This window comes from Nonomuraea sp. NPDC003709 (assembly GCF_040610775.1).
Taxonomy (GTDB): domain Bacteria; phylum Actinomycetota; class Actinomycetes; order Streptosporangiales; family Streptosporangiaceae; genus Nonomuraea; species Nonomuraea angiospora_A.
The window spans coordinates 1-25,625 of the sequence record NZ_JBEXMW010000025.1 but is presented as its reverse complement, the minus strand read 5'-3'; the positions used below and the strand labels follow the sequence as shown (position 1 = coordinate 25,625).

Below are 25,625 nucleotides of genomic sequence, written 5' to 3'. Positions count from 1 at the left end.
TGGCGTCGACGATGTCGCGGCCCATCGGCGCCGAATCAGACCTCCGACCAATAAGCGTCACCATGTGTCGCATATTTCAGGACATATCCCGAGCCCGTATGCAAACATGCGCTGCTAGCAGGGCATACGTGGTGAATATTGATGGATTTTGTAGGTTTCTTATCTATTAATCGCCTCTTGACGATAAGAAACACCCAATGTTAACTGCGCGTGACATGCCACTTCCTACCCCCCAAAGGTGAGCATGGTGAAGAGGTTGTTACGCTCCCTCCCCCTGGTGGCGCTCCTCGGCGCGTTGCTGTCCGGGACGCCCGCGCTGGCCTCGCCGACCGACGCCGCGTTCGACCAGTCCGCGGGAACGCTGGACGTCGACTACGCGGGCTACCTGTCCAAGCACGACATCGTCTACAACAGGCCCAACACCAACCCGCTGTACGGCATGACCGTGGGCAACGGCCGTACCGGAGCGATGGTCTGGAGTCAGAACGGACTGACCATGCAGACCTCGGGCGTGGACCTGTCCCAGCAGTCCGCGTTCGCGGCGGGGCTGGTCAACCTGGCCACCAGCCCGGGCATGGACACCGGATACACAACCTTCCAGCAACGGCTGTCCCTGTACGACGGCACCCTCACCACCAAGTACGACTCGAACCGCACCGTCACCGTCATGGGGTCGCCGAACTCCGAGGTGATGGGCATCCACGTGGACGACAGCCGCACCGGTGTCTCCAACGTGGCCCTGAACCTGAGCATGTGGGACACGGCGAACCTCCCGAACAGCGGCGACGTGCCCGACCTGAACACCTGGAAGACCGTCTCCACCTTCGCCGACGCGAACGCGGCCGGCCTGAGCCGGGGACAGAGCGACGCCAACGGGTTCGGCTACACGCTGGCCGCCACGGTCGAGGGCGCGAGCTACTCCACCCAGGTCGTCGACTCCCGCACGGTACGGCTCACCATCACGCCCACCTCCAGCTACACCATCTGGTTCACCGCGGCCGGCCGGGTCAACGCCCCCAACCGCGACTCGGTGGCGCAGGCCCGCAACCAGCTCGCCGCCGTGAAGTCCACCGGGTACGCGACCACGGTCACCAACTACCGCAACTGGTGGCACTCCTTCTGGGCCAAGTCGTTCGTCCAGTATTCCGGCCTGTCCGGCGACGCGGACTACATGGAGAACGTCTATTACCTGTCCACGTACATGATCGCCGCGGGCGGCTACGGCAACTACCCGTCCCACTTCATCAACGGCGTCTTCAGGGCGACCCAGGACAACACGAAGTGGAGCAACGCGTACTGGTACTGGAACCAACGCGACGTCTACCTGTCCTTCCTCGCCTCCAACCATCCCGACCTCATCGACAGGCACAACAACCTGTACGCCAGGAACTACAACGCCCTGAAGTCGTACACCCAGACGCGGTACAACGTGGACGGCCTGTGGGTGCCGGAGACCATGGGCTGGGACGGCAACGCGCGCGGCACGATCAACAGCGACTACACCAAGAACATCCTGTCGACCGGCTACGAGGCCGCCTACAGCATGTACCTGCGGTACCGGTACACCAACGACGCGAACTACCTGCGCGACGTGGCCTACCCGTTCATGCGCGAGACGGCGAAGTTCTACTCGGCCATGCTCTCCCACGACACGGCCACGAACACGTACTACATGGCCAACTCCAACTCGCACGAGACGTACTGGAACGTCCGCAACGCGATCACCGACCTGGCCGCCGTGCGCAGCATCTTCCCCCTGACGATCCAGGTCAGCGAGCAGCTCGGGGTGGACGCGGGGCTGCGGTCCACGTGGCAGAACGTGTTGGACCACCTGGTGCCCTACGTGGTCTCGAACGGCGCCTACCAACCGCACCAGCCGCCGATCTCGCAGACCAGGAACAACGAGAACGTCTCCGCCGAGCTGATCTGGCCGTACGACATGACGGGGATCGGCTTCCCCGACCACCAGACCGCGGTCAACACCTGGAACCAGCGGCCCTTCCCCTACGGCAACGTGTGGTCCAACGACGCCGTGCAGGCCGCCCGGCTGGGCCTCGGCGACCAGGCGTACAACGGCATGAAGACCATGCTGCAGAAGTACCAGAACTACCCGAACGGCATGACGAACAACACCAACGGCGTCTTCGAGTACCTCGGCGTGCACCTCACGGCCCTCAACGAGTCGCTCATGCAGAGCTACAACGGCAAGATCCGGGTGTTCCCCGCCGTTCCGGCCGACTCCTCGTTCGCCGGCAGGTTCACCCTGCTGGCCAAGGACGGTTTCCTGATCAGCTCCGAGCGGGAGGCCGGCGAGATCAAGTACGTCGGCATGAAGAGCGTGTACGGCAAGCAGGCGACCGTGGTCAACCCGTGGGGCACCCAGCAGGTCCGCGTCCGCCGTACCTCCGACAACGCGACCATCACGACGAGCTCGAGCGCGGAGATCGGCTTCGCCACCGCCGCCGGGTCCGTCTACGTGGTGGAGCGCACTGCCAAGCCGCTCAGCTCGTACGCCACCACCCGGATCACCGGCGCCGCCAACCAGGGCGTGAAGTCCCTGAGCGGCACCGCCTCCACCCTGGGCCTCCCGACCGGCTCAGCGCCGTCCGGCACGATCAGCCTGCGCTCGCGCGCCAACAACATGTACGTGACCGCGGAGAACGCCGGAGCCCAGCCCTTGATCGCCAACCGCACGACCGTCGGCGGCTGGGAACAGTTCGACCGCACCGACCTCGGCAACGGCAACATCGCCCTCAAGGCACGGGCCAACGGCAAATACGTCACCGCCGAAAGCGCCGGGGCGCAACCGCTCATCGCCAACCGGGACGCCATCGGCCCCTGGGAGACCTTCCAGCAGATCAACAACCCCGACGGCACGATCAGCCTCAAAGCCCAGGCCAACGGCAAATACGTGTGCGCCGACAACGCCGGAGCCTCGGCGCTCATCGCCAACCGCGACGCCATCGGCCCCTGGGAATCCTTCGACCTGATCACCAACTGATGATCACCCCACTCGTTCGCCGAACAACAGGTCGAGCCAGGCGTGCGCCGGCTGGTGGGCCCGGCCCACCAGCTCGTCGTAGACCGCATGGCACTCGCTCGGCGCGCGGGCGGGGCCAGGCGATCGAGGCCCAGGATCCAGCCATCTCCGCAGGCCTACGCCTCACCGGACGTCAGCCCGCTCCCGGCACGGGCGGCGCTCACAATCTGGAGCGATCCACGGTGAAGAGCCGGGGAATCGGGGGTTACACGATCTTGACGGGCAGATCACGGGCATGCATAACATGTATGTAGGCGGCGAGAACGGCGGCGTTTCCTTCGGCCGTCGTGGTCCGCCCGTAGCGCCGGAAGGACACGTACATGCGGGAACCACTCAGTTCCGAACCCTGGAGGCAGTGGCACAGCGGACTTGAGCTGGACCGGTCATGGCCGTCGCCTGCGAGCGGGATAGAGGTCAACAGAGCGGAGCTCAAGAAGCGCTCGGCGCGAATCGTCACGGACGACCTCAGCTCGAAGCCACCCATCAGCGACGAAATGTATTCGCCGTTGTCCGGGGAGTCCACGCCGAGCGCGGCCTTCGGGCACTACGTCTCGGAGGTCGTCTGGGGTGCCTACAGCGGCCATTCCGTCGCGAAAATCGATCTGGATGGCGCATGGGCATCCGCGGACAGAATGCAGGAGGCGCTCGATCGGAAGTTCGAAAGCCTCCGAGATCAGTTGGAGACGTTCTTCCGGTCTTACGCCGGCTTCGGCCAGCTCGTGTACGCCGCCGCCCTGAACTACGACGCGGCTGAGGGAATGTTCAACCGCCAGATGGGCAAGCTGCGGAACATCGTCAACGGGCAGCAGGATCCGGGCCGTTCCCGGTCTCCCTCCGATATCGAGCGGTGGCGCGAGGAGGACGTCTCGACCAACAACGCGGCCAGCGTCAGGAAATTCTTCGAGCGGAGTCGTCCGCGGATTCTCCTGGACCTCGGCGTGGTGTGTCAGAACTCCGCCGATTGGATGGCCGATTTCGCGGCCGCCATCGAGGGGCACTCGGAGGCGCTGGCCAAGGTATGGGGCAGCCAGGCGGCGGAGCTGTGCCAGCAGGCACTCAGGAAGCTGCACGGCACCGCGAAGACGCTCGCCTACGACGCGGGCCGGACGGGCGACGTGCTCCTGTCGTTCGGCGAACTCTACTGGCGGTACAAGGAGAACTGCGCCAGTGCCGTCGGCGACTTCGAGGTTGACGACCTGTGGGAGTGGGCCGGCGGCGAGGACAACGAGGACGACGAGCGCGCCCGCCAGTACCTGCGCGAGTTCAACCAGCAGATGGGCGTCTGGTACAACATGATCCCCGCGGACGCCGAGATGCTGCTGCCCCAGATCGAGTACGTCGAAGCCCTTGACCCCAAGGAGTCGGGGACCGAGATCCTCAAGAGGCAGCTGCGGGAACCCTATCCGTACGTCGGGTAGTGAGGATTCCCAGTCGCTCCACGCAGAGCTGAGGCGCGTTCACGTACCAGCGGTCTTCCCGCTCATCGTCGGTGTCCGGCAGCGCGCCCTCAATGGCCTGCCAGTCGAGGCAGGTCAGGCTGATCATGCCTCACCGGACGTCAGCCCGACCGGGCAAGAGACCCCGGTGCCCCCGATGCCGCAGCGTGCGGGCTCCTAACCGGTGCGGACGCGCGCACTGCTCCAAGACACCCCGGTAGCTGACCGCGCAACCAGCCAGTAGAGCGGGCACCGATGACTTCCGGGCGGCAGCGTCGTCTAAAGCATTGGCGACAGGCCGCAGACGCCGCGGCCACGCGAGCGCTGCGGCCCGGGACACGCACGTCCCCCTAGCAAGCACGGTCCCCAGACGACCTGAGACCACGGAGTTCTGATCATGCGGAAGCTGATAGCGACAGTGTTCAACTACTCCCTCGACGGCCTCCTCGCCGACGAGGACACCGAGTTTTGGAAGTTCTGCTTCGGCCTGCCCGAAAACCGTGAGCCCGACGCCCCGGCGCACCTCGACTTTCTCCAGAGCGCCTACGCGCACATCATGGGCCGCACCGCCTACGAGGGCATCGCCGAGGGCATGACAACCTCCACCGACCACCCGTTCGCCGACATACTGAACGCCGGGCGCAAGGTCGTCTTCTCCCAGACCCTGAAGACGGCCGACTGGGCCAACACCACCATCGCCGCTGGTGACACGACAGAAGAGATCGACAAGCTCAGGCTGGGCGGCGACGGCCACATCATAGTCTGGGGCGGCGTCAGCCTCTGGCGGTCGCTCATGCGGCTCGACCTGATCGACGAACTCCGGCTGAGCATGTTCCCCTACGTCGCAGGCGAGGGCACCCGGCTGTTCGACGGCGTCCCCAAGTCCTACCAACTCGACCTGGTCTCCAGCACCGCCTCCAGCAACGGGATCGTCTATCTGCAGTACCGGCGACACCGCTGACCCAGCGACCGGACATGCACATGTCACGCGAGCGCCGCTACCTGCCCGAGGAGTCCACGACCCAACTCAAACCAACCAGCGACACCGGCGGCATCGCCGCGACCTCAAAGCCCATTCCTCCTCGGGACCTTGCCCGCGTTTCCCGTGGCCCAGGGTGAGGAACGAACCCTGGATCGTCGATCGCCCGGCTCGGCACGCGGTGCCCGACCCGCTCTCCCGCCGCCGTCCGGGACCGGCCCCCAGGCCGCACGCCCGGACGGCGGCGGGCGGCCGATGCGTTCGGGTGGCCGCAGAAGTTCGGGGGGCCGCAGAAGAGCTCGGAATGCGGGGATGCGACGCCGTATCTCCAGCGGCGCGAGGAAGCCGGCTTAATCCGTAGGTTCCAGGTTCGAGCCCCAGGCTCCCTACCACCCCACACCCCATACGACCCGGCGACAGCCTCGTCGTCGCTCGCCCGGTCCACCCGCCATTTGGGCTCGCTCAGCCGATGATGCCGCTCGCATCCGGCAGAGCAGCCGTTTGTGACAGTTCTGAGAACGGGCCAAAATGTGCCCGATTCGTCCTGATTCTTGTTCGCGAATCTGCCTAGAACTGATTTAATCCCCAAGTTGATCTCTAGGAGGGCTGTGGCGTGACGGAGCCGAAGAGTCCGAGCATGGGGCGTAGGGCATTGTGGGGCACCGCCGCAGGGCTGGCGGGTGCCGCCATGATCGCGAAGACCCCGTCTGCGGCGGCGGAGACGGCCCCGCTGGACTGGTTCAATGTCAAGAACTACGGGGCGCTCGGCAACGGGGCCGATGACGACACCCCGAAGATCCAGGCCGCGATCGATGCGGCGGTGGCCGCTGGAGGCGGAACCGTGTACTTCCCCGCGGGGGCGTACGCGGTCACCCCGACGGCCGACGGGCCGGCCTTGTCCATCGGCGGCAACGGAATCCGACTGGTCGGCGCGAGCAGCAAGGCCTCCACGCTGGTCAAGAAGGCGAACGGCATCCTGTTGCGTATGTCCGGAGCCCCAACCGACACGAGCGGGTCGAAACATCGGCGCTACTGTTCGATCGAAAACCTCGGGTTCAACGGCAATGGCAAGACCGGGTTGCTGCTCGAGCTTTACTACAATGACAACTCCTACTTTCGTGATGTTTTCATGTCGAGCAACAACGACCTGTGCATCGACGCCGTCGAGTTCTGGGACTCCAGGTTCTACAATCTGGTGATCGAGGAGAGCACCGGCACAGCGAACAGCGCTACTCAGCCCAACGTGTGGCTTCGAAACTCCTCGGCCATGACCGGCTGGGGATACAGTGCCGACAACGTCAACCAGATCCATTTCATCGGATGCCGCATGGAGGCATTCGGCACCGGCGCCTTGTGGATCACCCAGGGCACCGCGAAGAACAATAATCCCAATGGGATCTATCTGACGGACTGCAAATTCGAAACCTCCAGGATGCAGGGCGGCCCTCATCTGAAGGTCGACGCGTCCTGTAGGCATGTCTATGCGTCCAATATCTATGCTTACGCGGGTGGTTTTGCCTCCGGGTATTCCACTGCGCAGAACATCATCGCCTGGGCGGGAAGCGCCAGCGCCCTGGAGAACGTGCTGATCGCCAACAGTTCGTCGGCGGCGACGGTCAACTCCGGGATCGATCTCTACTCCGGCTCCGGCTCGACCGCCGTCCTGCGTAACGTCGTGGGGCGCTACTCCACAAAGCCGACCGGCACTCACATTTACTACGAAGCCTCAAGCACCGGCGATTTTCGGGTGGAGAACTGCTACGCGAACATCGGAGGGCAGTCCGGCGGCACCATCCCGACCAAGAACCAGCCCAACCCGCCGCTGCGGATGGTCGCGGGCGCGGTCAGCGACGCCTCGTTCACGCACACCCCGGTCGACGGGACACTTGCGGTCGACTCGACCAACAGACGCCTCTACGTACGGGTAGGCGGCAAGTGGCTGTCGACGGCGCTGAGTTAGCGGCGGCCGGTCGGGATCCTGCGGCCGGAGACGCGTCCGTCCAAGTTGGCGGCATGCCGCAGGACAGGCCGGCCTGGCGTTCTGGAGCCGAAGTGGAGGTAGATCGGGTCACCTGACGGCGGACGGGACGATGTCGATGGCCTCGATCGACACGGCGGGGCGGAAGGTAAGGAAGGGACGCTCGTCGGTGTCGTTCAAGTCGGTCGTGACGATCCGCTCGGGCGAAGATCCCGGACGCACGACCCGGCCACCGGTGATGGCGAGGTAGGCGCTGAAGTTCCGCCTGGTGAAGCGGCGCTCGCTTCCGGTCGGGACGTCGATCGCGATGAGGGGGCTCTCGTCGTCGGGCTCCGGGTAGACGATGAGTTCCCGGTCGGACGTCCAGACGGAGTGCGCCCCGGGTAGGGCGACCCGATCCTCGTGGACGCCGATCACCTTGCCGGAAAGGTCGAGGACGACGGTGGTGATGACGTCGTCCAGCGTCAGATAGGTGGCGGCGAGGAGTCGCCCGTCCGGGGACCAGCTGATGGCGTCTTCCTGCCAGTAGCCCTCGGCCGACCAGAGCGGCTGCCGGGCGTCGGTGGCGGTCTCGATCAGCACGATGCCGGCGATCTCGTCGCCCACGCCGGGGATTCCGGGTCCGTTCGACAGGTCGGCCAGGACGGCGATCCGGCTGCCGTCCGGTGAGAGCGCCGCCCGCACGAAACCGTCCGAGACGAACTCCTGCCGCGCTCCGGTGGCGAGCTCGTGCAGCACCACCCGCGTGGGTCCGGCGCCGTCGTCCTGCCGCGACAGGAACACCAGCCGGGTCCCGTCGGACGACAGCGACACCGTATTGCGGGAGAGGTGGGCCGGGAGCCCCGGGACGGTCACGAACTCGTCGCTGTCGGCGTCCAGCACGAGCACGGCGTCCCGATCGAGGCCATGAGCCGCGACGACCATCCGAGCCGCCCGCACCGGCCGTGAAGCCGGCGCGTCGAATGCGATTTCCCACGACCGGTGGACGACCACGGCACCTCCCAAGAGCGGATCCGAACCGCAGCCTAGTCAATGATCACGGAACGTGGTGATTCGAGATCTGCCGCAAGCCGATCTTCATGGTGTACCGTCCCGCTGCGATATTTATGTCCTATTTATCCGAGGTGAATGCATGCGGCGTCTCTGCGTGATTATGGCGTGTGTGCTCGTGGCGTCACTGTTAGGACCCGTCCAAGAGACATTAACGGCCAGAATGGCGGCAGCGGCGACCGCGGCCGCTGCCCAGTGCCCCCCGAACAGCAACGACTGGTCGAACGCCGGCAGAGGTGACAAACGCTGCGTGTTCAACCGCATGTACGCCACCCGCCGCCGCATCAACAACAACTTCTGCCTGACCGCCCGTCCCGCGCTCGGCACCTACATCTACCAGCAGCCCAACGAGTGCAGCGCCGGCGGCGGCATCGAGTCCATCGGGCAGGCGCGCGCCATCAAGTACCTGAACGACCACCTCGGCGTTCCGCCGCCCGCACAGCCCGGCGCGGTCATCAACCCGGACGTCCAGTGGGAGACGTACCTCAACAACGGCCGCGATCGGCCCGACATCGTCTACTACGACCGGATCGGCACCAGCTTCGCCGAGGTGGTCGAGGCCAAGGTCAAGGGCAACCCGGACTATGAGGGCTGGGCACGCCAGGTCGGCCGGTACGTCTCGGCGATCGCCGCCAACGGCGTCAACGGCGTCCGCGCCGGGTCGGTCCTCGACCGCTGGGGCGGGTACGAGGACTGGTTCCAGGTCTACGGCAAGGAAAAGACGTGCCCGCTCGGTGGCGGCGCCAAGGGGTTCCAGCTGTCCACCTACAGGGCCACCTCGCCGGCCTCCGGCCTCCTGGACATCCGGGAGGTGAAGAAGGAGCGCAAGTGCGAGAGGCAGAAGGACCCGGCGGATCCCAACAACCCGCCCGCCAAGATCCCGGTCGTGGACGAGGACGACGACGACTTCAAGTGGGAGCCCCCGGACTACCTTCTGCCGCTGATCAGGGGCCTCCGGACCGTCGGTCCGACCACGCTCGCCGAGGACATCGGCGCCTATGGGAGCGTCGAGCTCGCCGCGGCCGAGCTGACCGCTGAGATCGAGCTGTTCCTCGCCAGCCAGGCGGGCAGGGCGTTCCTGATCGACGCCGGCTTCATCACGGTCGAGGCGGCGCTGGCGCTCGGCGTTGTGGCGCTGGTCGGCCTCATCCTGTGGTGGTATTTCACCCACCACGGCAGTCTGGTGAAGGGCGAACCACACTTCACCACCCCGGACGGGCTGGGCTACGACCTGCAGTCCGTCGGCGAGTTCATCCTCGCCCAGTCCGACAAGTGGAACCTGGAGATCCAGGGCCGGCTCAGCCCCGCCAGCGGCGGCCGGGACGTATCGGTGATGTTCGACGCCGCGATGGAGGCCGGCGACCACCTGGTCGAGTTCCACGAGGACGACCTGTACATCGACAACGAGAAGCGAACTCTCGACACCGGCAAGCTCCTCTACCTGGGCAAGAACGCGTTCATCCTGCGCAAGGACGACAAGTGGGCCGTCATGTTCGACGGCGTGGCCGGCCCCGCCCTGTCCTGGAGGAGGGGTGCCGCCAGCCTCTACGTGCCGCCGACCCCCGACAGTGACCTCGTGGGCCTGCTCGGCGACGCCGACGGCAACCCGAAGAACGACCTGCGGCTGCGGGACGGCACCCAGTTGCCCGCCAACGCCTCGCCGACCGTGCTGCACAGCAGCTTCGCCGACTCCTGGCGGATCGACGACAACGAGTCGCTGTTCACCTACGGTCCGGGCCAGAGCACCGCGACCTTCACCAACAAATCGTTCCCGGCCAAGATCGTCTCGGTCACCGACCTGACTCCCGAGCAGGTCCAGCTGGCGACCACGCAGTGCGAGGCGAACGGCGTCCCGGCGGGCCTCCAGTTCAACGACTGCATCCTGGACATCGCGCTCACGGCGGACACTTCATTCGCGAAGGCCGCCGCCGAGCAGACGAAACCCATCCTCGACCCGACGGCGCAGACCGTCAACGAGGACGGGGACCTGGCGATCGACTTCCAGGGGGCGCTCAGCTCGAACGTGCGGCCGTCGCGGGTGTCGACCGATCCGGCGGTGAGCACGTTCGCAGGGCCGTTCAGCGGGACGGATTCGTACCGGTTCTACGCGCAGGCGCTACCGTCTCACAAGAGCGGGACGCTGAGCTTCGACCTGCTGGCCGTCGGCGACTGGGCGTCCGACTCCGACACCGAGACGGTCCAGGTCGAGACCGACCGCGGCACCCCGTACACGATCACGCCGAGTACGCTGACGCCCGTCGCGACCGGGAAACTGGCGACCGGCCTGCCGTGGGCCAAATACCGGATCACGATGCCGGTCACCCACAACAAGAGCCAGATCGAGTTCAAGACCACGGCCACCGGGGTGGCGGGCATCTCGAACCAGGCGTTCGGGATCGACAACGTCAACCTCGACCTGGACGTCACGCCGCCACAGACGTTCACGGTGTCGCTGCCGTTCACGGCCTCGGACGGCGTCCCGGCCGCGGGAGCGGGCAACCTGGAGACCGAGGTCGCGCGCGACGAGTACCAATTCACGCTGGGCCAGCCGGGTTCGATCTTCGTCGACGCGCAGGAGTGCCCAGGGCTCTGGTTCAACTGGGAGCTGTTCAACGCCGCGGGCGCGAGCGTCGCCACCAACTCTCTGTGCGGTGGCAAGCGCCTCGACGGCCTCGCGGCGGGCGCGTACCGGCTACGCGTCTCACCGCACGAGGACGAGTTCGGCGCCTACAAGCTCAGCGTGAGCACGATCGCGCCCGACGTCGTCAAGACCGCGGCGATCGGCGGGCCGAAGGTGTCGCTGGCGACCACCCAGCCGGGCCAGTACGGCACCTGGACGTTCGCCGGAACAGCCGGCCAGAAGGTCTCCTTCGAGTTCACCGACGGCACCCTGAGTTCGAGCAGCGACGCCACCCTGCGGGTGAAGCGACCCGACGGGACCGTCCTGGCGTCGCAGAGCTGCGGCAAGACCTGCTTCATCGACACCGAGACCCTGCCTGTCACCGGCACCTACTCGGTGGTGTGGGATCCGAAGGACGCCAAGACCGGCTCGCTCGCGCTGCAACTGTTCGAGGTGACCGACCTCACCGGGACGGTCGCGCTCGGAGCTCCCTCCACACTGACGAGCACGGTTCCCGGACAGGACGCGTACTGGTCGTTCGCCGGTAAGGCCGGGCAGCGGATCGCGTTCGGGGTCAGCGGGCTGACCAGCTCCGCCTACGCCTCGGTCCGCAAACCGGACGGAACGCCGCTGTACGGCTCCACCTACTGCTCGACGGCCTGCGCCTTCAACACCATCACGCTTCCCGCGGACGGCACCTACACGATCGTCGTCGATCCGACCGTCGCACGGCCGGGGCCGATGACGGCAGGGGTGATCGCGGGCGACGTCACCGGCTCCCTGACCGCCGGCGGGGCACCGGTCAAGCTGACCACCACCGGGCCGGGGCAGAACGCCACCTGGTCGTTCGCCGGGACGGCCGGTCAGCGCATCGCGTTCGTCCTGACGGGCGGGACGTGGGACAACAACGGGTACGCACGCGCCTCGGTGCGCAACCCGGATGGAACGGACCTGTTCAAGCCGGCCTACTGCAAGGCGTCGTGCACGTTCGACACGGTCACGCTGCCGGCGACCGGGACCTACACGGTGGTCGCCGACCCGTACGGGGCGGCCGTGGGCTCGATCTCCGCGCAGGTCACCGCGGGCGACGTCACCGGCTCCCTGACCGCCGGCGGGGCACCGGTCAAGCTGACCACCACCGGGCCCGGGCAGAACGCCACCTGGTCGTTCGCCGGGACGGCCGGTCAGCGCATCGCGTTCGTCCTGACGGGCGGGACCTGGGACAACAACGGGTACGCACGCGCCTCGGTGCGCAACCCCGACGGATCGGACCTGTTCAAGCCGGCCTACTGCCAGCCGTCGTGCGCGTTCGACACCTCCACGCTGCCGGAGACCGGAACGTACACGGTGGTCGCCGACCCGTATGGAACGGCCGTGGGCTCGATCTCCGCGCAGGTCGTCGCGGGCGACGTCACCGGGACGCTCACGCCGGGCGGCGCCGCGGTCAAGCTGACCACCACCGAGCCGGGGCAGAACCCGACCTGGTCGTTGGCAGGAAAGTCCGGGCAACGGATCTCGATCACGATCTCGGGCGGAACGTTCACCAGCGCGCAGGCGTCGGTGCTCGGACCGGACGGTTCGGTCTTCCTGCCGAAGAAGTCCTGCTCCACCTCTTGTTTCTTCGATGCGACCGTACTGCCGGCGGACGGCACCTACCAGGTGGTGGTCGACCCGGCCGGCATCTACACCGGCGCGGCCTCCGCCCAGGTGAACCTCGTGGCGCAGGACGTGGCGGCGCAGGTCACCGTCGGGGGGCCGGCGTCCACGCTGACGACCACGATCGCCGGACAGCACGGCGTGTGGACGTTCGCCGGGACCGAGGGCCAGCAGGTGTCGTTCAACTTCACCGGTTCGACGTTCACCTCCAGCTCGGACATCAAGGTCAAGGTCAAGAAGCCGGATGGAACCGACCTGGTCGCCGACACCCGCTGCGGCACCAACTGCCTGCTCGAGCCGACCGTGCTGCCGGTGACCGGCACCTACACGGTCGAGCTCAACCCGCAGAACGCCAAGACGGGTTCCCTGGCCCTGCAGCTCTACACGGTGACTCACCTGACCGGCAACGTCATCGTCGGAGGCGCCGCGTCCAGCCTCACGACGACGACGCCGGGCCAGAACGGAACCTGGTCCTTCTCCGGCACCTCGGGCCAGCTCGTCTCGTTCAACTTCACCGACGCCAACTTCGCCAGTACGACCGGCGCTCGGGTGTCGGTGAAGAAGCCTGACGGCTCCGTGCTGGTGGCGGCCACCTACTGCGGCCGCAACTGCTTCCTGGAACCGATTGCTCTTCCGGTCGCGGGTACCTACACGGTGGAATTCGACCCGCAGGATGGGAATGTCGGAAAGCTGACCGCTCAGCTCTACTCGATCACCCACCTGAGCGGCAACGTCACGGTCGGAGGCGCCGCGTCCAGCCTCACGACGACGGCGCCGGGCCAGAACGGAACCTGGTCCTTCTCCGGCACCTCGGGCCAGCTCGTCTCGTTCAACTTCACCGATGCCAACTTCGCCAACAGCACCGGCGCCCAGGTGACGGTGAAGAAGCCTGACGGCACCGTGCTGGTGGCGGCCACCTACTGCGGCCGCAACTGCTTCCTCGACCCGGTGGCCCTGCCGGCCACGGGCACCTACACCGTCGAATTCAACCCGCGAGACGAACAGGTGGGCAAGCTGACGCTGAGGACCTACTCGGTCGCCGACCTCTCTCCGGTGAGCATCACCATCGGTGGTGCCACCTCGACCCTGACCACCATGACCCCGGGCCAGAACGGAACCTGGACCTTCAACGGCACCGCCAACCAGAAGGTGACCTTCACCTTCACCAACTCCAGTTTCGGCAGCTCCATCGACGCCCAGGTATCGGTGAAGAAGCCCGACGGCACCGCATTGGTCTCCCCCACCTATTGCGGCCGCAACTGCACCATCTCCGCGACGACTCTGCCCGTCACGGGCACCTACACCATCCTCTTCGACCCCAAGGCCGAAAAGACCGGCGCCCTGACCGTCAAACTCGCGCTGGCGAGCTAGATCGGCACCGGCGGCGTGGGCTCGGTGGTGAAAGCCACCGATCCCACGCCGCCGTGGCTTTGGGATACCGCTCAAGAAGAGCCTGGAGACCTAGTCTCGTCGGGCTCCTTCGGGCCAGATCACCCGTACGGGCACTCCGCCATCTCAGCAGGTCTACGCCTCGCCCGACGTCAGCCCGACCGGGCAGGCCACGCCCGTCCCGCCGATGCCGCAGTAGCCGTTCGGGTTCTTGAACAGGTACTGCTGGTGGTAGCGCTTCACATCGCGCTACAGATCCAGCTGGGAGGACTTCAGCCGGCTCGAAGGGCAGCGACCGCTTCGACGAGGCCCGCCGCCTCCAAAGCGTCGAGCACATCGTCAACGGTCTCCGGCGGGCTGGTCCGTGAGTCTGCGATCTGCTGCACACAAGCCCAGACGACCCTTCCGTCCAGGTCGATTTGGTCCAGCACGAAGTCATCTGGCGACTTCACCTCGATATCCCATGGAGCCAAGTAGTCAGCAGGGAAGTCCTTGAGATTCGACGTAACGATGACCTTCGCGCCCACCTTGATCGCCGCAGCCAGCACATGCCGATCATCAGCGTCGGGAAGTTTCAGCCCTTCGATCAGTGGCTCATACCCCTCGACGAGGCAGTCTCGGACAGCGGAGTTCATCAGGCGGCGGAGCTTGTCAAGCTTCTCCGCAGGAATGTCGGGCCGGTTGGCGGCGAGGTTGCGCTGCATCTCGTCAAGGATGCCGTTGGTCCACCTGGCTTGCACCCGACCCGTCATAGCGAGACGAATGAGCAGGTCACGCAGGGTGTTGCCGTACAACACGTTCGCGTCATAGACCACCACGAATGTCATGGCTCAGATGCCCAACTCTTGCCCCAGCGTAGCGAGTTCGTCGGCCGCGGTCCGGCGCTTGGCGTCATCGCGACGCTTGTATGCCTGGAGATCCTCGTACTTGATTCGGCGGTGCTTGCCGATCAACCGGAAGGGAATTTCTCCTGTCTCCAGAAGTTTGATCACATACGGGCGTGAGACGTTCAGCATGTCCGCCGCTTGCTGTGTCGTCAGCTCAGCATGCGACGGAATCACTGTGACTCCGCGCCCTTCGGCTGCCTGGGCAAGGATGAAGGCAAGCAGAGTCACGGCTTCACGAGGCAGGATCAAGGGGTCCTCGTCCCCGTGCTCACCTACGACACGTACGGTCGCCTGCTCGGGATACCGCATGAGGTAATCCTTGATCCGGCGTACCGCGCGACCGGCTACCTCGGCATCGATGCTCCCCGGCTGAACTCGCTTGGCCTGCACGTCAGTCATGACGTCACCCCCTCTTCGCAGTATCCGCAACAAACGAAATAAACGCAAGCAAAATTGCTAGCAGCTCACGGGCGCACACGGTCGAAGCCGGCCATCAACAGGACCATGGACACGCAGCTGTCCCAGAGGCCCGGATGAGCGAAGAAGGCATGGATCTCCGCGAGGCCGGTGCGGGAAGGGGAGACCCACGAACCGGGCGACGACACCCGGCCGTCCGTATCATCACCGAGCCATGACCGTCGTTCCCCGCACGCACAACCCGCGGGCCACCATTCCTCACCAGACGCGGTAGTAGTACCGGGCGTTCACCTCGAACCCCTCGCGCCGATACAGCACATGCGGGGCGTGATTGGGACGGTGACGACCAGGTTGGCAGAGGTGGCTCTGGCGTGGCGGGCGAGCATCCTTATGATCGTGCGCGCCAGGGCGCGCCTCCGGCCGGTGGCCATACGGTAGATCCCGAGCGTGTTCCGGGGCGCGCCCCAGCCCACGACTGGTCCTCGATCCTGACCTGCTCCCCTGCCCGGGCCCGGGACGGGGCGGCCGTCACCAGCTTCGGATCGACCCGCTCGTACCCTCTGCGCTCCAGTTCCTCGTCCAGCCCGGGCGTGGCGCCCGGGCCCTACGGACAAGACTGACGCACCCGCGTCCACACCCTGGGCCAGAACGCCGTAACGCCGTACCCTTTGGCGCGCTCTAGCTCTCCGCAGGTTTACGCCTCGCCGGACGTCAGACCAACGGGGCAGGCCACCCCGGTGCCCCCGATGCCACAGTATCCGTTCGGAACTTTAAACAAATACTGCTGGTGATAGTCCTCCGCGTAGTGGAACGGGCCCGCGGGGGCCAGCTCGGTGGTGATCTCGCCGTAGCCCGCCTGCTTCAGGACCCTCTGGTACGCGTCCCGCGACGCCTCCGCGGCCTTCTGCTGCTCCGGTGAGTGGTAGTAGATCGCCGACCGGTACTGCGTGCCCACGTCGTTGCCCTGGCGCATGCCCTGCGTCGGGTCATGGGCCTCCCAGAAGACCTTCAGGAGCTCCTCGTACGACACCTTCGCCGGGTCGAAGGCCACCCTGACGGCCTCCGTGTGACCCGTGAGGCCGCTGCAGACCTCCTCGTACGTCGGGTTGGGCGTGTAGCCGCCCTGGTATCCGACCGCCGTCGTGACCACCCCGGGCGTCTGCCAGAACTTGCGCTCCGCGCCCCAGAAGCAGCCGAGGCCGAAGTCGGCGATCTCGAGGCCCTCGGGCGGGGTGAGGGGGGCGTCGAGGACCGCGTGGCGGGACGGGATCGGCATGGGGTCCGGGCGGCCGGGGAGGGCGTCCTCGGGTCGGACCATCGATGTCTTGTTGCCGCCGAACAGCCAGCCCATGGCACTACCTCCAGTAGGTCTCGTCCCAGAGTACATAGGCTCTAACGCTTTAGGAGCTCTACACATTTCCGTATAGTGAGAGGCATTTGTGTTTAAAGGTGGTAATGCCCGAAGATGGGGTTCATGCCTGACCTTCGGCGCGGTGTCTTGTTCGGGATCGCCGCCTACACGATGTGGGGGCTGTTCCCCCTCTACTGGCCGCTCCTCAAGACTTCCGGAGCCGTTGAGATCCTCGCCCACCGGATGGTGTGGTCGCTGGTCGCCGTCGCGGCCGTGCTGGCGGTGCGCAGGCACTGGTCCTGGTTCCGCCCGCTGCTCAAGCAGCCCATGAAGCTGGGCCTGCTGGTGCTGGCGGCCATGGTCGTGACCCTCAACTGGGGCACCTACATCTACGCCGTCAACAGCGGGCACGTCGTCGAGAGCGCCCTGGGCTACTTCATCAACCCGCTCGTCAACGTGCTGTTCGGGGTGGTCCTGCTGCGGGAGCGGCTGCGGCCGATGCAGTGGGTGGCCGTCGGGTTCGCGGCCCTGGCGGTGCTGGTGCTGACGTTCGACTACGGGCGGCTGCCGTGGATCGCGCTGACGCTGGCCCTGAGCTTCGGCGTGTACGGGCTGCTGAAGAAGCGGGCCAACGTGCCGGCCACCGAGGGCCTCGCGATCGAGACCCTGGTGCTGATCCTCCCGGCGCTCGGCTACATCTTCTTCCTGCACGCCGGCGGGCAGGGGACGTTCGCCGGCCAGGGCCTCGGGCACGCCCTGCTGCTGATCGGCGGCGGGATCGGCACCGCCATCCCGCTGATCTGCTTCGGGGCGGCCGCCATCCGGGTGCCGCTCAGCACCATGGGGCTGCTGCAGTACATCGCGCCGGTCCTGCAGTTCGCGTGCGGCGTGCTGATCGCCAAGGAGACCATGCCGTCCAGCCGCTGGATCGGCTTCTCGATCGTCTGGCTGGCCCTGGCGATCTTCACGTACGACGGCTTCAGGACGGCTCGCGCCGCGAAGCGGGTCAGGAAATCAGCCGGAACGCTGGACCACGTAGTCACATAGCGCCAAAAATGCGGACCTGGCGGGGATGTCGGGAAGGCCGGAGATATCGGCACGGGCGCGGTCCACCCAGGATTCCAGTTCCGCCCGCGCCTGGGCCATCGCCGGGTCGGCGCGGAGCAGGCTCAGCGCCTCCTCCACATCCTCCTCGGCCACCGGACCCGCCAGCAGCTCACGCAGCCGCGACGGCTCCTCCGACGCCAGAGCGTACAGAACCGGGAGGGTCCTGATCCCCTCCCGCAGGTCGGTCCCCGGCGTCTTGCCCGACTGGGCGCCGGACGAGGCCACGTCCAGCAGGTCGTCACCGAGCTGCCAGGCCACCCCGATGGCCTCACAGGCGCGGCTGAGCCGCTCCTCGACGTCCGCGGGCGCGCCGGACAGCAGCGCGCCGAAGCGGCCGGAGGCGGCGATCAGGGAGCCGGTCTTGTCGGCGAGCACGCTCAGGTAGTGGCCGATCGGGTCCTCGCCGTCGCGCGGGCCGACGGTCTCGCGGATCTGCCCCTGGACGAGGCGGGAGAACGTCTGAGCCTGGATGCGGATCAGCTCGGGACCGAGGTCCGCGAGGAGGTCGGACGCCTGGGCGAACAGATAGTCGCCGGTGAGGATGGCCACGGTGTTGTCCCACCGGGCGTTGGCGGACGGGGAGCCCCGGCGGACCGGCGCCTCGTCCATGACGTCGTCGTGGTAGAGCGAACCCAGGTGGGTCAGCTCGATCACCACCGCGCCGGGCACGACCCCCGGCGCGGACGGGTCGCCGAACTGCGCGGCCAGCAGCAGCATCAGCGTGCGGAACCGCTTGCCGCCGGCCTCGATGAGGTGCTTGGACGCCTCCGTGACGAAGGCGTCCTCGCTCTCCACCGACGAACGCAGGAGCTTCTCGACCGCGGCCAGTCCGGTGGCCACGTCCTGCGCCAGCCGTTCGTCCTCGATGGGAAGGTCAACCACGGGAGGCGCAGACATACGAGATCCCCTTATCTGATGAACAGGCTGTGTGCGGCGTCGTTGGCGACACCGAGCACGGACTCCGGGTAGAGCCCCACTCCTACGGTAACCAGCAACGAAACGGCGATGACGGCCACGGTCCCCATACTGGGCACCGCGATCGCCGGGCCGTCGGCCGCCGGCTCGCTGAAGAACATCAGCACGATCACGCGGACGTAGAAGAACGCGGCGATGGCCGAGGCCACCACACCCACCACGACCAGGCCGGCCATCCAGCCGCCCATCGAGTCGCCGGGCTGCGTGCCACTGTTCAGAGCGGCGGCGAAGACGGCGTACTTGCCGAAGAAGCCGCTCGTGAGCGGGATGCCGGCGAAGGCCAGCAGGAAGAAGGCGAACACCCCAGCCAGCACCGGCGCGCGCTTGCCGAGCCCGGCCCAGCGCGACAGGTGACCGGCCTCGCCGCCAGGGTCGCGTACGAGCGTGACCACCGCGAACGCGCCGACCGTCGTGATGCCGTAGACCGCCAGGTAGAACAGGATCGCCTTGAGGGAGACCGCGTTCTGCTCGGCGGAGCCGAACGTGGCCATCACGCCGACGAGCAGGAAGCCCGCGTGCGCGATGGACGAGTACGCCAGCATCCTCTTGATCTCGGTCTGCGTGATCGCCAGGATCGAGCCGACGATCATGGTCAGGGCGGCGACGCCCCAGATGATCGGCCGCCAGTTCCAGTCGAGGTTGCCCAGACCCACCCAGAACACCCGCAGCACGGCGCCCATGGCCGCGACCAGCGTGCCGGAGGCCATGAGAGCGGTGATGGGCGTCGGAGCGCCCTGGTAGACATCCGGCTTCCAGGCGTGGAACGGCGCCGCACCGATCTTGAACAGCAGGCCCACGCCGAGCAGCGCGAGACCGAGCATCAGGATCGGGTCGAGCGTGGCGCTCCTGGCCATGGCCTCGTTGATGCCCGGCAGCGAGACGGTGCCGGCGAAGCCGTACACCATCGCGGTGCCGTACAGGAAGAAGGCCGAGGAGAACGCGCCCAGCAGGAAGTACTTCATGGACGCCTCCTGCGAGAGCAGGCGACGCCGGCGGGCCAGGCCGCACAGCAGGTAGAGCGGCAGCGACATGACCTCGAGGCCCACGAACATCATCAGCAGGTCGTGGGCGGCCGGGAAGAGCAGCATGCCGCCGACCGCGAACAGCACCAGCGGGTACACCTCGGTGTGCCCGCCGCCCGTGGCCTCGGCCTCCTCCTCGTCGGCGCTGCCGGGCACGGCCGCGGCCGAGGCGACGAAGTGGCCCTCGTCGTTGATCAGCAGCACGCACACGAACGACAGGACGAGGATGACGCCCCAGATGAACAGCGCGGGCCCGTCCACCGCGACCGCGCCCATGGCGACCGGCGCGGTGGGCACGTTGCCGCGCAGCACCTGGACGAGCACCAGGGCGAACGCGCCGAACAGGCTCAGCAGGGTGAGCGGGACGTGGATCGACTTACGCAGGTATCGCGGCGCGAACGCCTCGACGAGCACTCCGATGACGGCCGCGCCGAACACCACCAGCAGCGGCGCCAGCGTGCCGTACTCGATCGTCGGCGCTGGGATGGAGTTCACTGACCTGTCCCCTTCTCAGCGATGGTGGAGGTGGGCACCTTCACGTTGGTCAGCGTCTGGTGCACCGACGGGTTGATCACGTCCAGCAGCGGCTTGGGGAAGAAGCCGAAGCCGATGATCAGGGCGACCAGCGGGGCCAGCACCCAGATCTCGCGGGCGTTCAGGTCCTTGAACGCCTTGACCGGCTCGGCCGTCGGCCCGTTCATGGCCCGCTGGACCATCCACAGGATGTAGACGGCGGCGAGGATGACCGCCACCGCGGCGACCACCGCGGCCACCGTCAGGGCGCCCGACCCGTGGGCCTGGCTGGAGTACGTGCCGACCATGACCATGAACTCGCTCACGAACGAGGAGAGCCCCGGCAGCGAGAGACCGGCCAGACCGGCGACCAGGAAGAAGCCCGCGAGCACCGGCGCGACGCTCTGCACGCCTCCGTAGTCCCCGATGAACGGCGAGCCGCGCCTGGCGATCAGGAAGCCCGCGGCCAGGAACAGCGCGCCGGTGGCGAAGCCGTGGTTGACCATGTAGAGGGCCGCGCCGGACTGGGCGACCGACGACATGGCGAACACGCCGAGCACGATGAACCCGAAGTGCGAGATCGACGTGTACGCGATGAGGCGCTTCATGTCGGTCTGCCCGATGGCCACGATGGCGCCGTAGATGATGCTGATGACCGCCAGTACGACGATCGGCATCGTGAACGCCTTGGCCGCGTCGGGGAACAGCTCCAGGCAGAAGCGGAGCATCCCGAACGTGCCGACCTTGTCCAGCACGCCCACCAGCAGCACGGCGGCACCGGCCGGAGCCTGCGCGGCCGCGTCGGGCAGCCAGGTGTGCACCGGCCAGAGCGGCGCCTTGATCGCGAAGGCGATGAAGAAGCCCGCGAACAGCCACTTCTGCATGGCCGGGTCCTGCACGACCCCGATCAGCTCGGGGAACATGAAGGTCTTGCTGCCGCCGACCACGTAGAGCCCGATGACCGCGACCAGCATGAGCAGGCCGCCGAACAGCGAGTACAGCAGGAACTTGACGGCCGCGTAGGACCGCTGGGCGCCGCCGTACGACCCGATCATGAAGTACATCGGGATCAGCATGGCTTCGAAGAACACGTAGAAGAGGAAGATGTCGGTCGCCGCGAAGACGCCGATCATCATCGTCTCGAGCACCAGCAGCAGCGAGAAGTACGTCTTCACCGACCGCTTGGGCGTGATGAGCGTGCCGTCGGCGGTCTTGACGCCGTCGGCGTCGTGCCAGGAGGCCAGCACCACGATCGGCACCAGCACCACCGAGAGCGCGATCAGCACGAGCGCGACGCCGTCCACGCCGACCCCGAACTTCACGCCGAAGCTCGGGATCCAGTTGTACTCGGCGGTGAACTGGAAGCGCGGACCGGCCGGCTTGAACCCGGCGGCCATGACACCCGTGAGGACCAGCGTCAGCAGCGAGACCAGCAGGGTGACCTGCTTGGCCAGCTTGTCACTGCCCTTGGGAAGCAGGGCCACCACGATGGCGCCCACCACGGGCACCGCCATGAGTATCGGAAGCCAGGGTGACATCAGAGGTTCCCAACGAGGAGCAGGGCGCCGGTCAGCAGGGCGGCACCGATGAAGATGGACAGCGCGTACGTTCTGGCGAAGCCCGTCTGGAGCCTCCGCAGGCGCCCCGAAGTGCCCCCGATGCCCGCGGCCAGGCCGTTGACCAGCCCGTCGATGCCGCGGTTGTCGAAGAACACCGCGATGCGGGTCAGCCACTGGCCGGGGCGCATGAAGAGCGACTCGTTGAGCGCGTCACCGTAGAGGTCACGGCGGGCGAACGTGGTGAGGAACGACCCGCGCGGCTGCACGACGGGCACCTCGGCCCGGCCGTACCTCATCCAGGCGAAGGCCGCGCCGACCGCGACGAGCGCGAGCGTGGCGAGACCTGCCGGGCTGGTGGCGTGGAACGAGGGCAGCTCCTCCGGCCGGCCGACGGCCGGGGCGAGGAACATCATGAGGCGGTTGCTCAGGATGAGGTAGCCGCCCAGCCCGATCGAGCCGATCGACAGGATGATCAGCGGCCAGGTCATGACGGCCGGCGACTCGTGCGGGTGGGCGTCCTCGGCCCAGCGCTTCTCGCCGAAGAAGGTCATGAAGACCATCCGCGACATGTAGAAGCCGGTGATGCCCGCGCCCAGGACGGCCAGCCAGCCGAGGACCGGGCTGTGCTCGACCGCGGTCTCGATGATGCCGTCCTTGGTGAAGTACCCGGACAGCAGCGGGAACCCGATGATCGCCAGGTAGCCGATGAAGAACGTCACGAAGGTGATCGGCATGACCTTGCGCAGCCCGCCGTACTTCCGCATGTCCACTTCGTCGTTCATGCCGTGCATGACCGAACCGGCGCCGAGGAACATGTCGGCCTTGAAGAAGCCGTGCGTGATCAGGTGACCGATCGCGAACGCGTACCCCGCGGGGCCGAGGCCCGCGCCGAGCATCATGTAGCCGATCTGCGACATCGTCGAACCGGCCAGGCCCTTCTTGATGTCGTCCTTCGCGCAACCGATGATCGCACCGGCGAGCAGCGTGGCCGCGCCGACGATGGTGACGGCGAGCGCCGCGCCCGAGCCCTCGGGGAAGAAGAACGCCCCCGAGCGGACCACCAGGTAGACGCCGGCGGTGACCATGGTCGCGGCGTGGATCAGGGCCGACACGGGGGTCGGGCCCTCCATGGCGTCCAGGAGCCAGGACTGCAGCGGGAGCTGGGCGGACTTGCCGCACGCGCCGAGGAGCAGCAGCAGGCCGATGGCCAGCATGGTGCCGTTCTCCTGGCCCGGCGTGATCTGCTCGCCGAGGCTCTTGAAGGTCAGCGTGCCGAACGTGGTCCAGATGACGAACATGCCGACCAGCAGGCCGAAGTCACCGACGCGGTTGACGACGAACGCCTTCTTCGCCGCGACCGCCGCCGACGGCTTGAACTGCCAGAACCCGATCAGCAGGTACGACGCCAGACCGACGCCCTCCCAGCCGATGAACAGGCCCACGTAGTTGTCGGACAGCACCAGCAGGAGCATCGCGGAGACGAACAGGTTCAGGTATCCGAAGAACCTGCGCCGGTGCTCGTCGTGCGACATGTAGCCGATCGAGTAGATGTGGATCAGCGACCCCACACCGGTGATCAACAGCGCGAAGCTGATCGACAGCGGGTCGATCAGCAGCCCCATCTTCACCAGGCCGGGGATGAAGTCGTAGAGCTCGACCGCCCTCCGGCGCTGCTCTTCCCCGAACCCGATGAGCTCGAAGAACGCCAGCACCGCCACGACGAACGAGGCGAGGGACATGGCCACGCCCAGCAGATGGCCCCAGCGGTTGGTGAACCGGCCCAGCACCAGCAGGATGGCCGCCCCCACGAGAGGGAGGGCGATCATCAGCCAGGAGACCCCGATCACGCCGCCGGTGTGCTGGATGATCTCAACAGGAGATTCCACCAGTCACCTCTTAGTACTTCAGCAGGTTGGCGTCGTCGACCGACGCGGACCTGCGGGTTCGGAAGATCGTCACGATGATGGCCAGGCCGACCACGACCTCGGCCGCGGCCACCACCATCACGAAGAACGCGATGATCTGGCCCTCCAGGTTGCCGACCTGCCTGGAGAAGGTGACGAAGGCGAGGTTGCAGGCGTTGAGCATGAGCTCCACGCACATGAACACCACGATCGCGTTGCGCCGGATCAGCACACCCAGAGCGCCGATGGCGAACAACAGGCCGGACAGGACGAGGTAGTGCGTCGTCACTTGGTCACCTCATTGTTCTGCTCGCTGTCATCCCGCTCGATGGCGTGCTCCTCAGCGTCTTCCTCGGCCGTGTGCTTGATGGCATCGGCGAGCTTCGGGTCGGCCGGCAGGTGGTCGTGCTCCACGTCGTACCGGGCGATGTACCGGTTGACCGAGGACGGAGCGACCGACCCGTCGGGCAGCAGCGCCGGCATGTCGATGGCGTTGCTCCTGGCGTAGGTGCCGGGGCCGGGCAGCGCCGAGGGCTGGTCGCCGAGGAACCTGGCGCGGGCCAGGTCCTTCTGCGTCGGCTTCTCGGTGAGCCGCTCGCGGTGCGCCAGCACCATCGCGCCCAGCGCCGCCGTGATCAGCAGCGCCGAGGTGATCTCGAACGCGAACACGTACTTGGTGAACAGCAGCAGCGCGATCGAGCGGATGTAGCCGCCCTGCGCCGTGGCCTGCGCCAGCCCCGCCTGGTCGGCGAAGATCGCGTTGCCGAAGGCCAGGACGACCAGCACCAGGAAGCCGAGGGCCGCGAGAGAGGCCCAGACGCGCTGGCCCTTCAGCGTCTCGACGAAGGAGTCGGAGGAGTCGACGCCCACCAGCATGAGCACGAACAGGAACAGCATCATGATCGCGCCGGTGTAGACGATGATCTGCACCGCGGCCAGGAAGGGCGCGTCCTGCACGGCGTACAGGACCGCGAGGGAGAGCATCACCGTGCCGAGCATCAGCGCGGAGTACACGGCCTTCCTGTTGAAGACCATGCCGAGCGCGGCGCCGACGGACACGACGGCGAGCACCCAGAACGTGACGGTCTCACCCATTGGTCCGCCCCAGCCGGTAGTAGTCCTCTTCGGTCTCACCGAGCCGCATGGGGTGCGGGGGCTGCTCCATGCCCTGGGTCAGGGGCGCGAGCAGCATCTCCTTGGTGAAGATGAGGCTCTCGCGAGAGGTGTCGGCGAGCTCGTACTCGTTGGTCATGGTGAGCGCCCGGGTCGGGCAGGCCTCGATGCACAGACCGCAGAGGATGCACCGCAGATAGTTGATCTGGTACGTGCGCCCGTAACGCTCGCCCGGCGAGAACCGCTCCTCGTCGGTGTTGTCCGCGCCCTCGACGAAGATCGCGTCGGCCGGACACGCCCAGGCGCACAGCTCGCAGCCGACGCACTTCTCCAGCCCGTCAGGCCAGCGGTTGAGCTGGTGACGCCCGTGGAAGCGAGGAGCCGTCGGCTTCTTCTCCTCCGGGTAGTTCGTCGTGACGGGCTTCTTGAACATCGTGTGGAAGGTGACCCCGAAGCCCTTGACGGGGTTCAGCCAATCAGTTAGTCCCACTGGGAATCTCCTTGTGCTGCACCCCGTGGTAGTGCGGCAGATCGAGCGGCGGCACCGGGAAGCCACCTGCCGTCGGCTCTTCGGACAGTTCCTCGAACTCGGCCTCGACCTGGGCCTTCTGGGCCTCCTTGCGCCGCTG

The 25,625-nt window shown here is 66.8% G+C and carries 17 protein-coding genes and 1 pseudogene; 6 read left to right on the top strand and 12 right to left on the bottom strand.

The window, feature by feature from the left end:
• Window positions 1-244 precede the first annotated feature (244 nt).
• The 4 genes from ABZX61_RS50900 to ABZX61_RS50885 all read left to right on the top strand — a co-directional run bounded on the left by ABZX61_RS50900 (window position 245) and on the right by ABZX61_RS50885 (window position 7,415).
• Window positions 245-3,001: a glycoside hydrolase family 95-like protein gene (locus ABZX61_RS50900; protein WP_355206568.1), complete on the top strand. Its 2,757-nt coding sequence runs from the start codon at window positions 245-247 to the stop codon at window positions 2,999-3,001.
• Window positions 3,002-3,360: 359 nt separating this feature from the next.
• Window positions 3,361-4,458, top strand: a complete 1,098-nt coding sequence (locus ABZX61_RS50895; protein WP_355206565.1) for a hypothetical protein — start codon at window positions 3,361-3,363, stop codon at window positions 4,456-4,458.
• 415 nt (window positions 4,459-4,873) lie between these two features.
• Window positions 4,874-5,437 carry a dihydrofolate reductase family protein gene (locus tag ABZX61_RS50890; RefSeq protein ID WP_355206562.1) on the top strand — a complete coding sequence of 188 codons (564 nt, stop codon included), beginning with the start codon at window positions 4,874-4,876 and terminating at the stop codon, window positions 5,435-5,437.
• A 706-nt stretch (window positions 5,438-6,143) separates the two neighbouring features.
• On the top strand, window positions 6,144-7,415 hold the full coding sequence (locus ABZX61_RS50885; RefSeq protein ID WP_355206559.1) for a glycosyl hydrolase family 28-related protein: 1,272 nt from the start codon (window positions 6,144-6,146) through the stop codon (window positions 7,413-7,415).
• 108 nt (window positions 7,416-7,523) lie between these two features.
• Here ABZX61_RS50885 and ABZX61_RS50880 read toward each other — a convergent pair whose 3' ends face one another.
• Window positions 7,524-8,357, bottom strand: coding sequence for a hypothetical protein (locus ABZX61_RS50880; RefSeq protein ID WP_355206556.1), 834 nt, complete (start codon window positions 8,355-8,357; stop codon window positions 7,524-7,526).
• 376 nt (window positions 8,358-8,733) lie between these two features.
• On the opposite strand from ABZX61_RS50880, the gene ABZX61_RS50875 reads away from it, so the two are divergent.
• Complete coding sequence (locus tag ABZX61_RS50875; protein ID WP_355206552.1) at window positions 8,734-14,130, top strand: VWD domain-containing protein; 5,397 nt, start codon at window positions 8,734-8,736, stop codon at window positions 14,128-14,130.
• Between the two features lie 153 nt (window positions 14,131-14,283).
• Here the strand turns inward: ABZX61_RS50875 and ABZX61_RS50870 are convergent.
• From ABZX61_RS50870 to msrA, 4 genes and pseudogenes are all read right to left on the bottom strand, one after another.
• Window positions 14,284-14,388 (bottom strand): annotated as a pseudogene (locus tag ABZX61_RS50870) (peptide-methionine (S)-S-oxide reductase); the annotation flags it as partial.
• A gap of 32 nt (window positions 14,389-14,420) precedes the next feature.
• On the bottom strand, window positions 14,421-14,975 hold the full coding sequence (locus ABZX61_RS50865; protein WP_355206549.1) for a PIN domain-containing protein: 555 nt from the start codon (window positions 14,973-14,975) through the stop codon (window positions 14,421-14,423).
• A gap of 3 nt (window positions 14,976-14,978) precedes the next feature.
• Complete coding sequence (locus ABZX61_RS50860) at window positions 14,979-15,434, bottom strand: helix-turn-helix domain-containing protein (RefSeq protein WP_355206546.1); 456 nt, start codon at window positions 15,432-15,434, stop codon at window positions 14,979-14,981.
• A gap of 712 nt (window positions 15,435-16,146) precedes the next feature.
• The gene (msrA, locus tag ABZX61_RS50855) at window positions 16,147-16,803 is read right to left on the bottom strand and encodes a peptide-methionine (S)-S-oxide reductase MsrA (protein ID WP_355206544.1); all 657 of its coding nucleotides are present in this window, start codon (window positions 16,801-16,803) and stop codon (window positions 16,147-16,149) included.
• A 123-nt stretch (window positions 16,804-16,926) separates the two neighbouring features.
• On the opposite strand from msrA, the gene rarD reads away from it, so the two are divergent.
• Complete coding sequence (gene rarD / locus ABZX61_RS50850; RefSeq protein ID WP_350733448.1) at window positions 16,927-17,850, top strand: EamA family transporter RarD; 924 nt, start codon at window positions 16,927-16,929, stop codon at window positions 17,848-17,850.
• Here rarD and ABZX61_RS50845 read toward each other — a convergent pair.
• From ABZX61_RS50845 to nuoI, 7 genes are all read right to left on the bottom strand, one after another.
• Window positions 17,818-18,807 (bottom strand): polyprenyl synthetase family protein, encoded by a 990-nt coding sequence (locus ABZX61_RS50845; protein ID WP_355206541.1) that lies wholly within the window; start codon window positions 18,805-18,807, stop codon window positions 17,818-17,820. The genes rarD and ABZX61_RS50845 overlap by 33 nt on opposite strands.
• Window positions 18,808-18,818: 11 nt before the next feature.
• The gene (nuoN, locus tag ABZX61_RS50840) at window positions 18,819-20,402 is read right to left on the bottom strand and encodes an NADH-quinone oxidoreductase subunit NuoN (RefSeq protein ID WP_350733445.1); all 1,584 of its coding nucleotides are present in this window, start codon (window positions 20,400-20,402) and stop codon (window positions 18,819-18,821) included.
• Window positions 20,399-21,958, bottom strand: a complete 1,560-nt coding sequence (locus tag ABZX61_RS50835; RefSeq protein WP_350733443.1) for an NADH-quinone oxidoreductase subunit M — start codon at window positions 21,956-21,958, stop codon at window positions 20,399-20,401. The genes nuoN and ABZX61_RS50835 overlap by 4 nt, the downstream gene beginning before the upstream one ends.
• Window positions 21,958-23,805: an NADH-quinone oxidoreductase subunit L gene (nuoL, locus tag ABZX61_RS50830; RefSeq protein ID WP_350733734.1), complete on the bottom strand. Its 1,848-nt coding sequence runs from the start codon at window positions 23,803-23,805 to the stop codon at window positions 21,958-21,960. Before nuoL ends, ABZX61_RS50835 begins: the two co-directional genes overlap by 1 nt.
• 70 nt (window positions 23,806-23,875) lie before the next feature.
• Entirely contained in the window at window positions 23,876-24,172 is a 297-nt protein-coding gene (nuoK, locus tag ABZX61_RS50825) for an NADH-quinone oxidoreductase subunit NuoK (RefSeq protein ID WP_185069996.1), read from the bottom strand.
• Complete coding sequence (locus ABZX61_RS50820) at window positions 24,169-24,978, bottom strand: NADH-quinone oxidoreductase subunit J (RefSeq protein ID WP_350733441.1); 810 nt, start codon at window positions 24,976-24,978, stop codon at window positions 24,169-24,171. Before ABZX61_RS50820 ends, nuoK begins: the two co-directional genes overlap by 4 nt.
• Complete coding sequence (gene nuoI, locus ABZX61_RS50815; protein ID WP_350733440.1) at window positions 24,971-25,486, bottom strand: NADH-quinone oxidoreductase subunit NuoI; 516 nt, start codon at window positions 25,484-25,486, stop codon at window positions 24,971-24,973. The genes ABZX61_RS50820 and nuoI overlap by 8 nt, the downstream gene beginning before the upstream one ends.
• Between the last annotated feature and the right edge of the window lie 139 nt (window positions 25,487-25,625).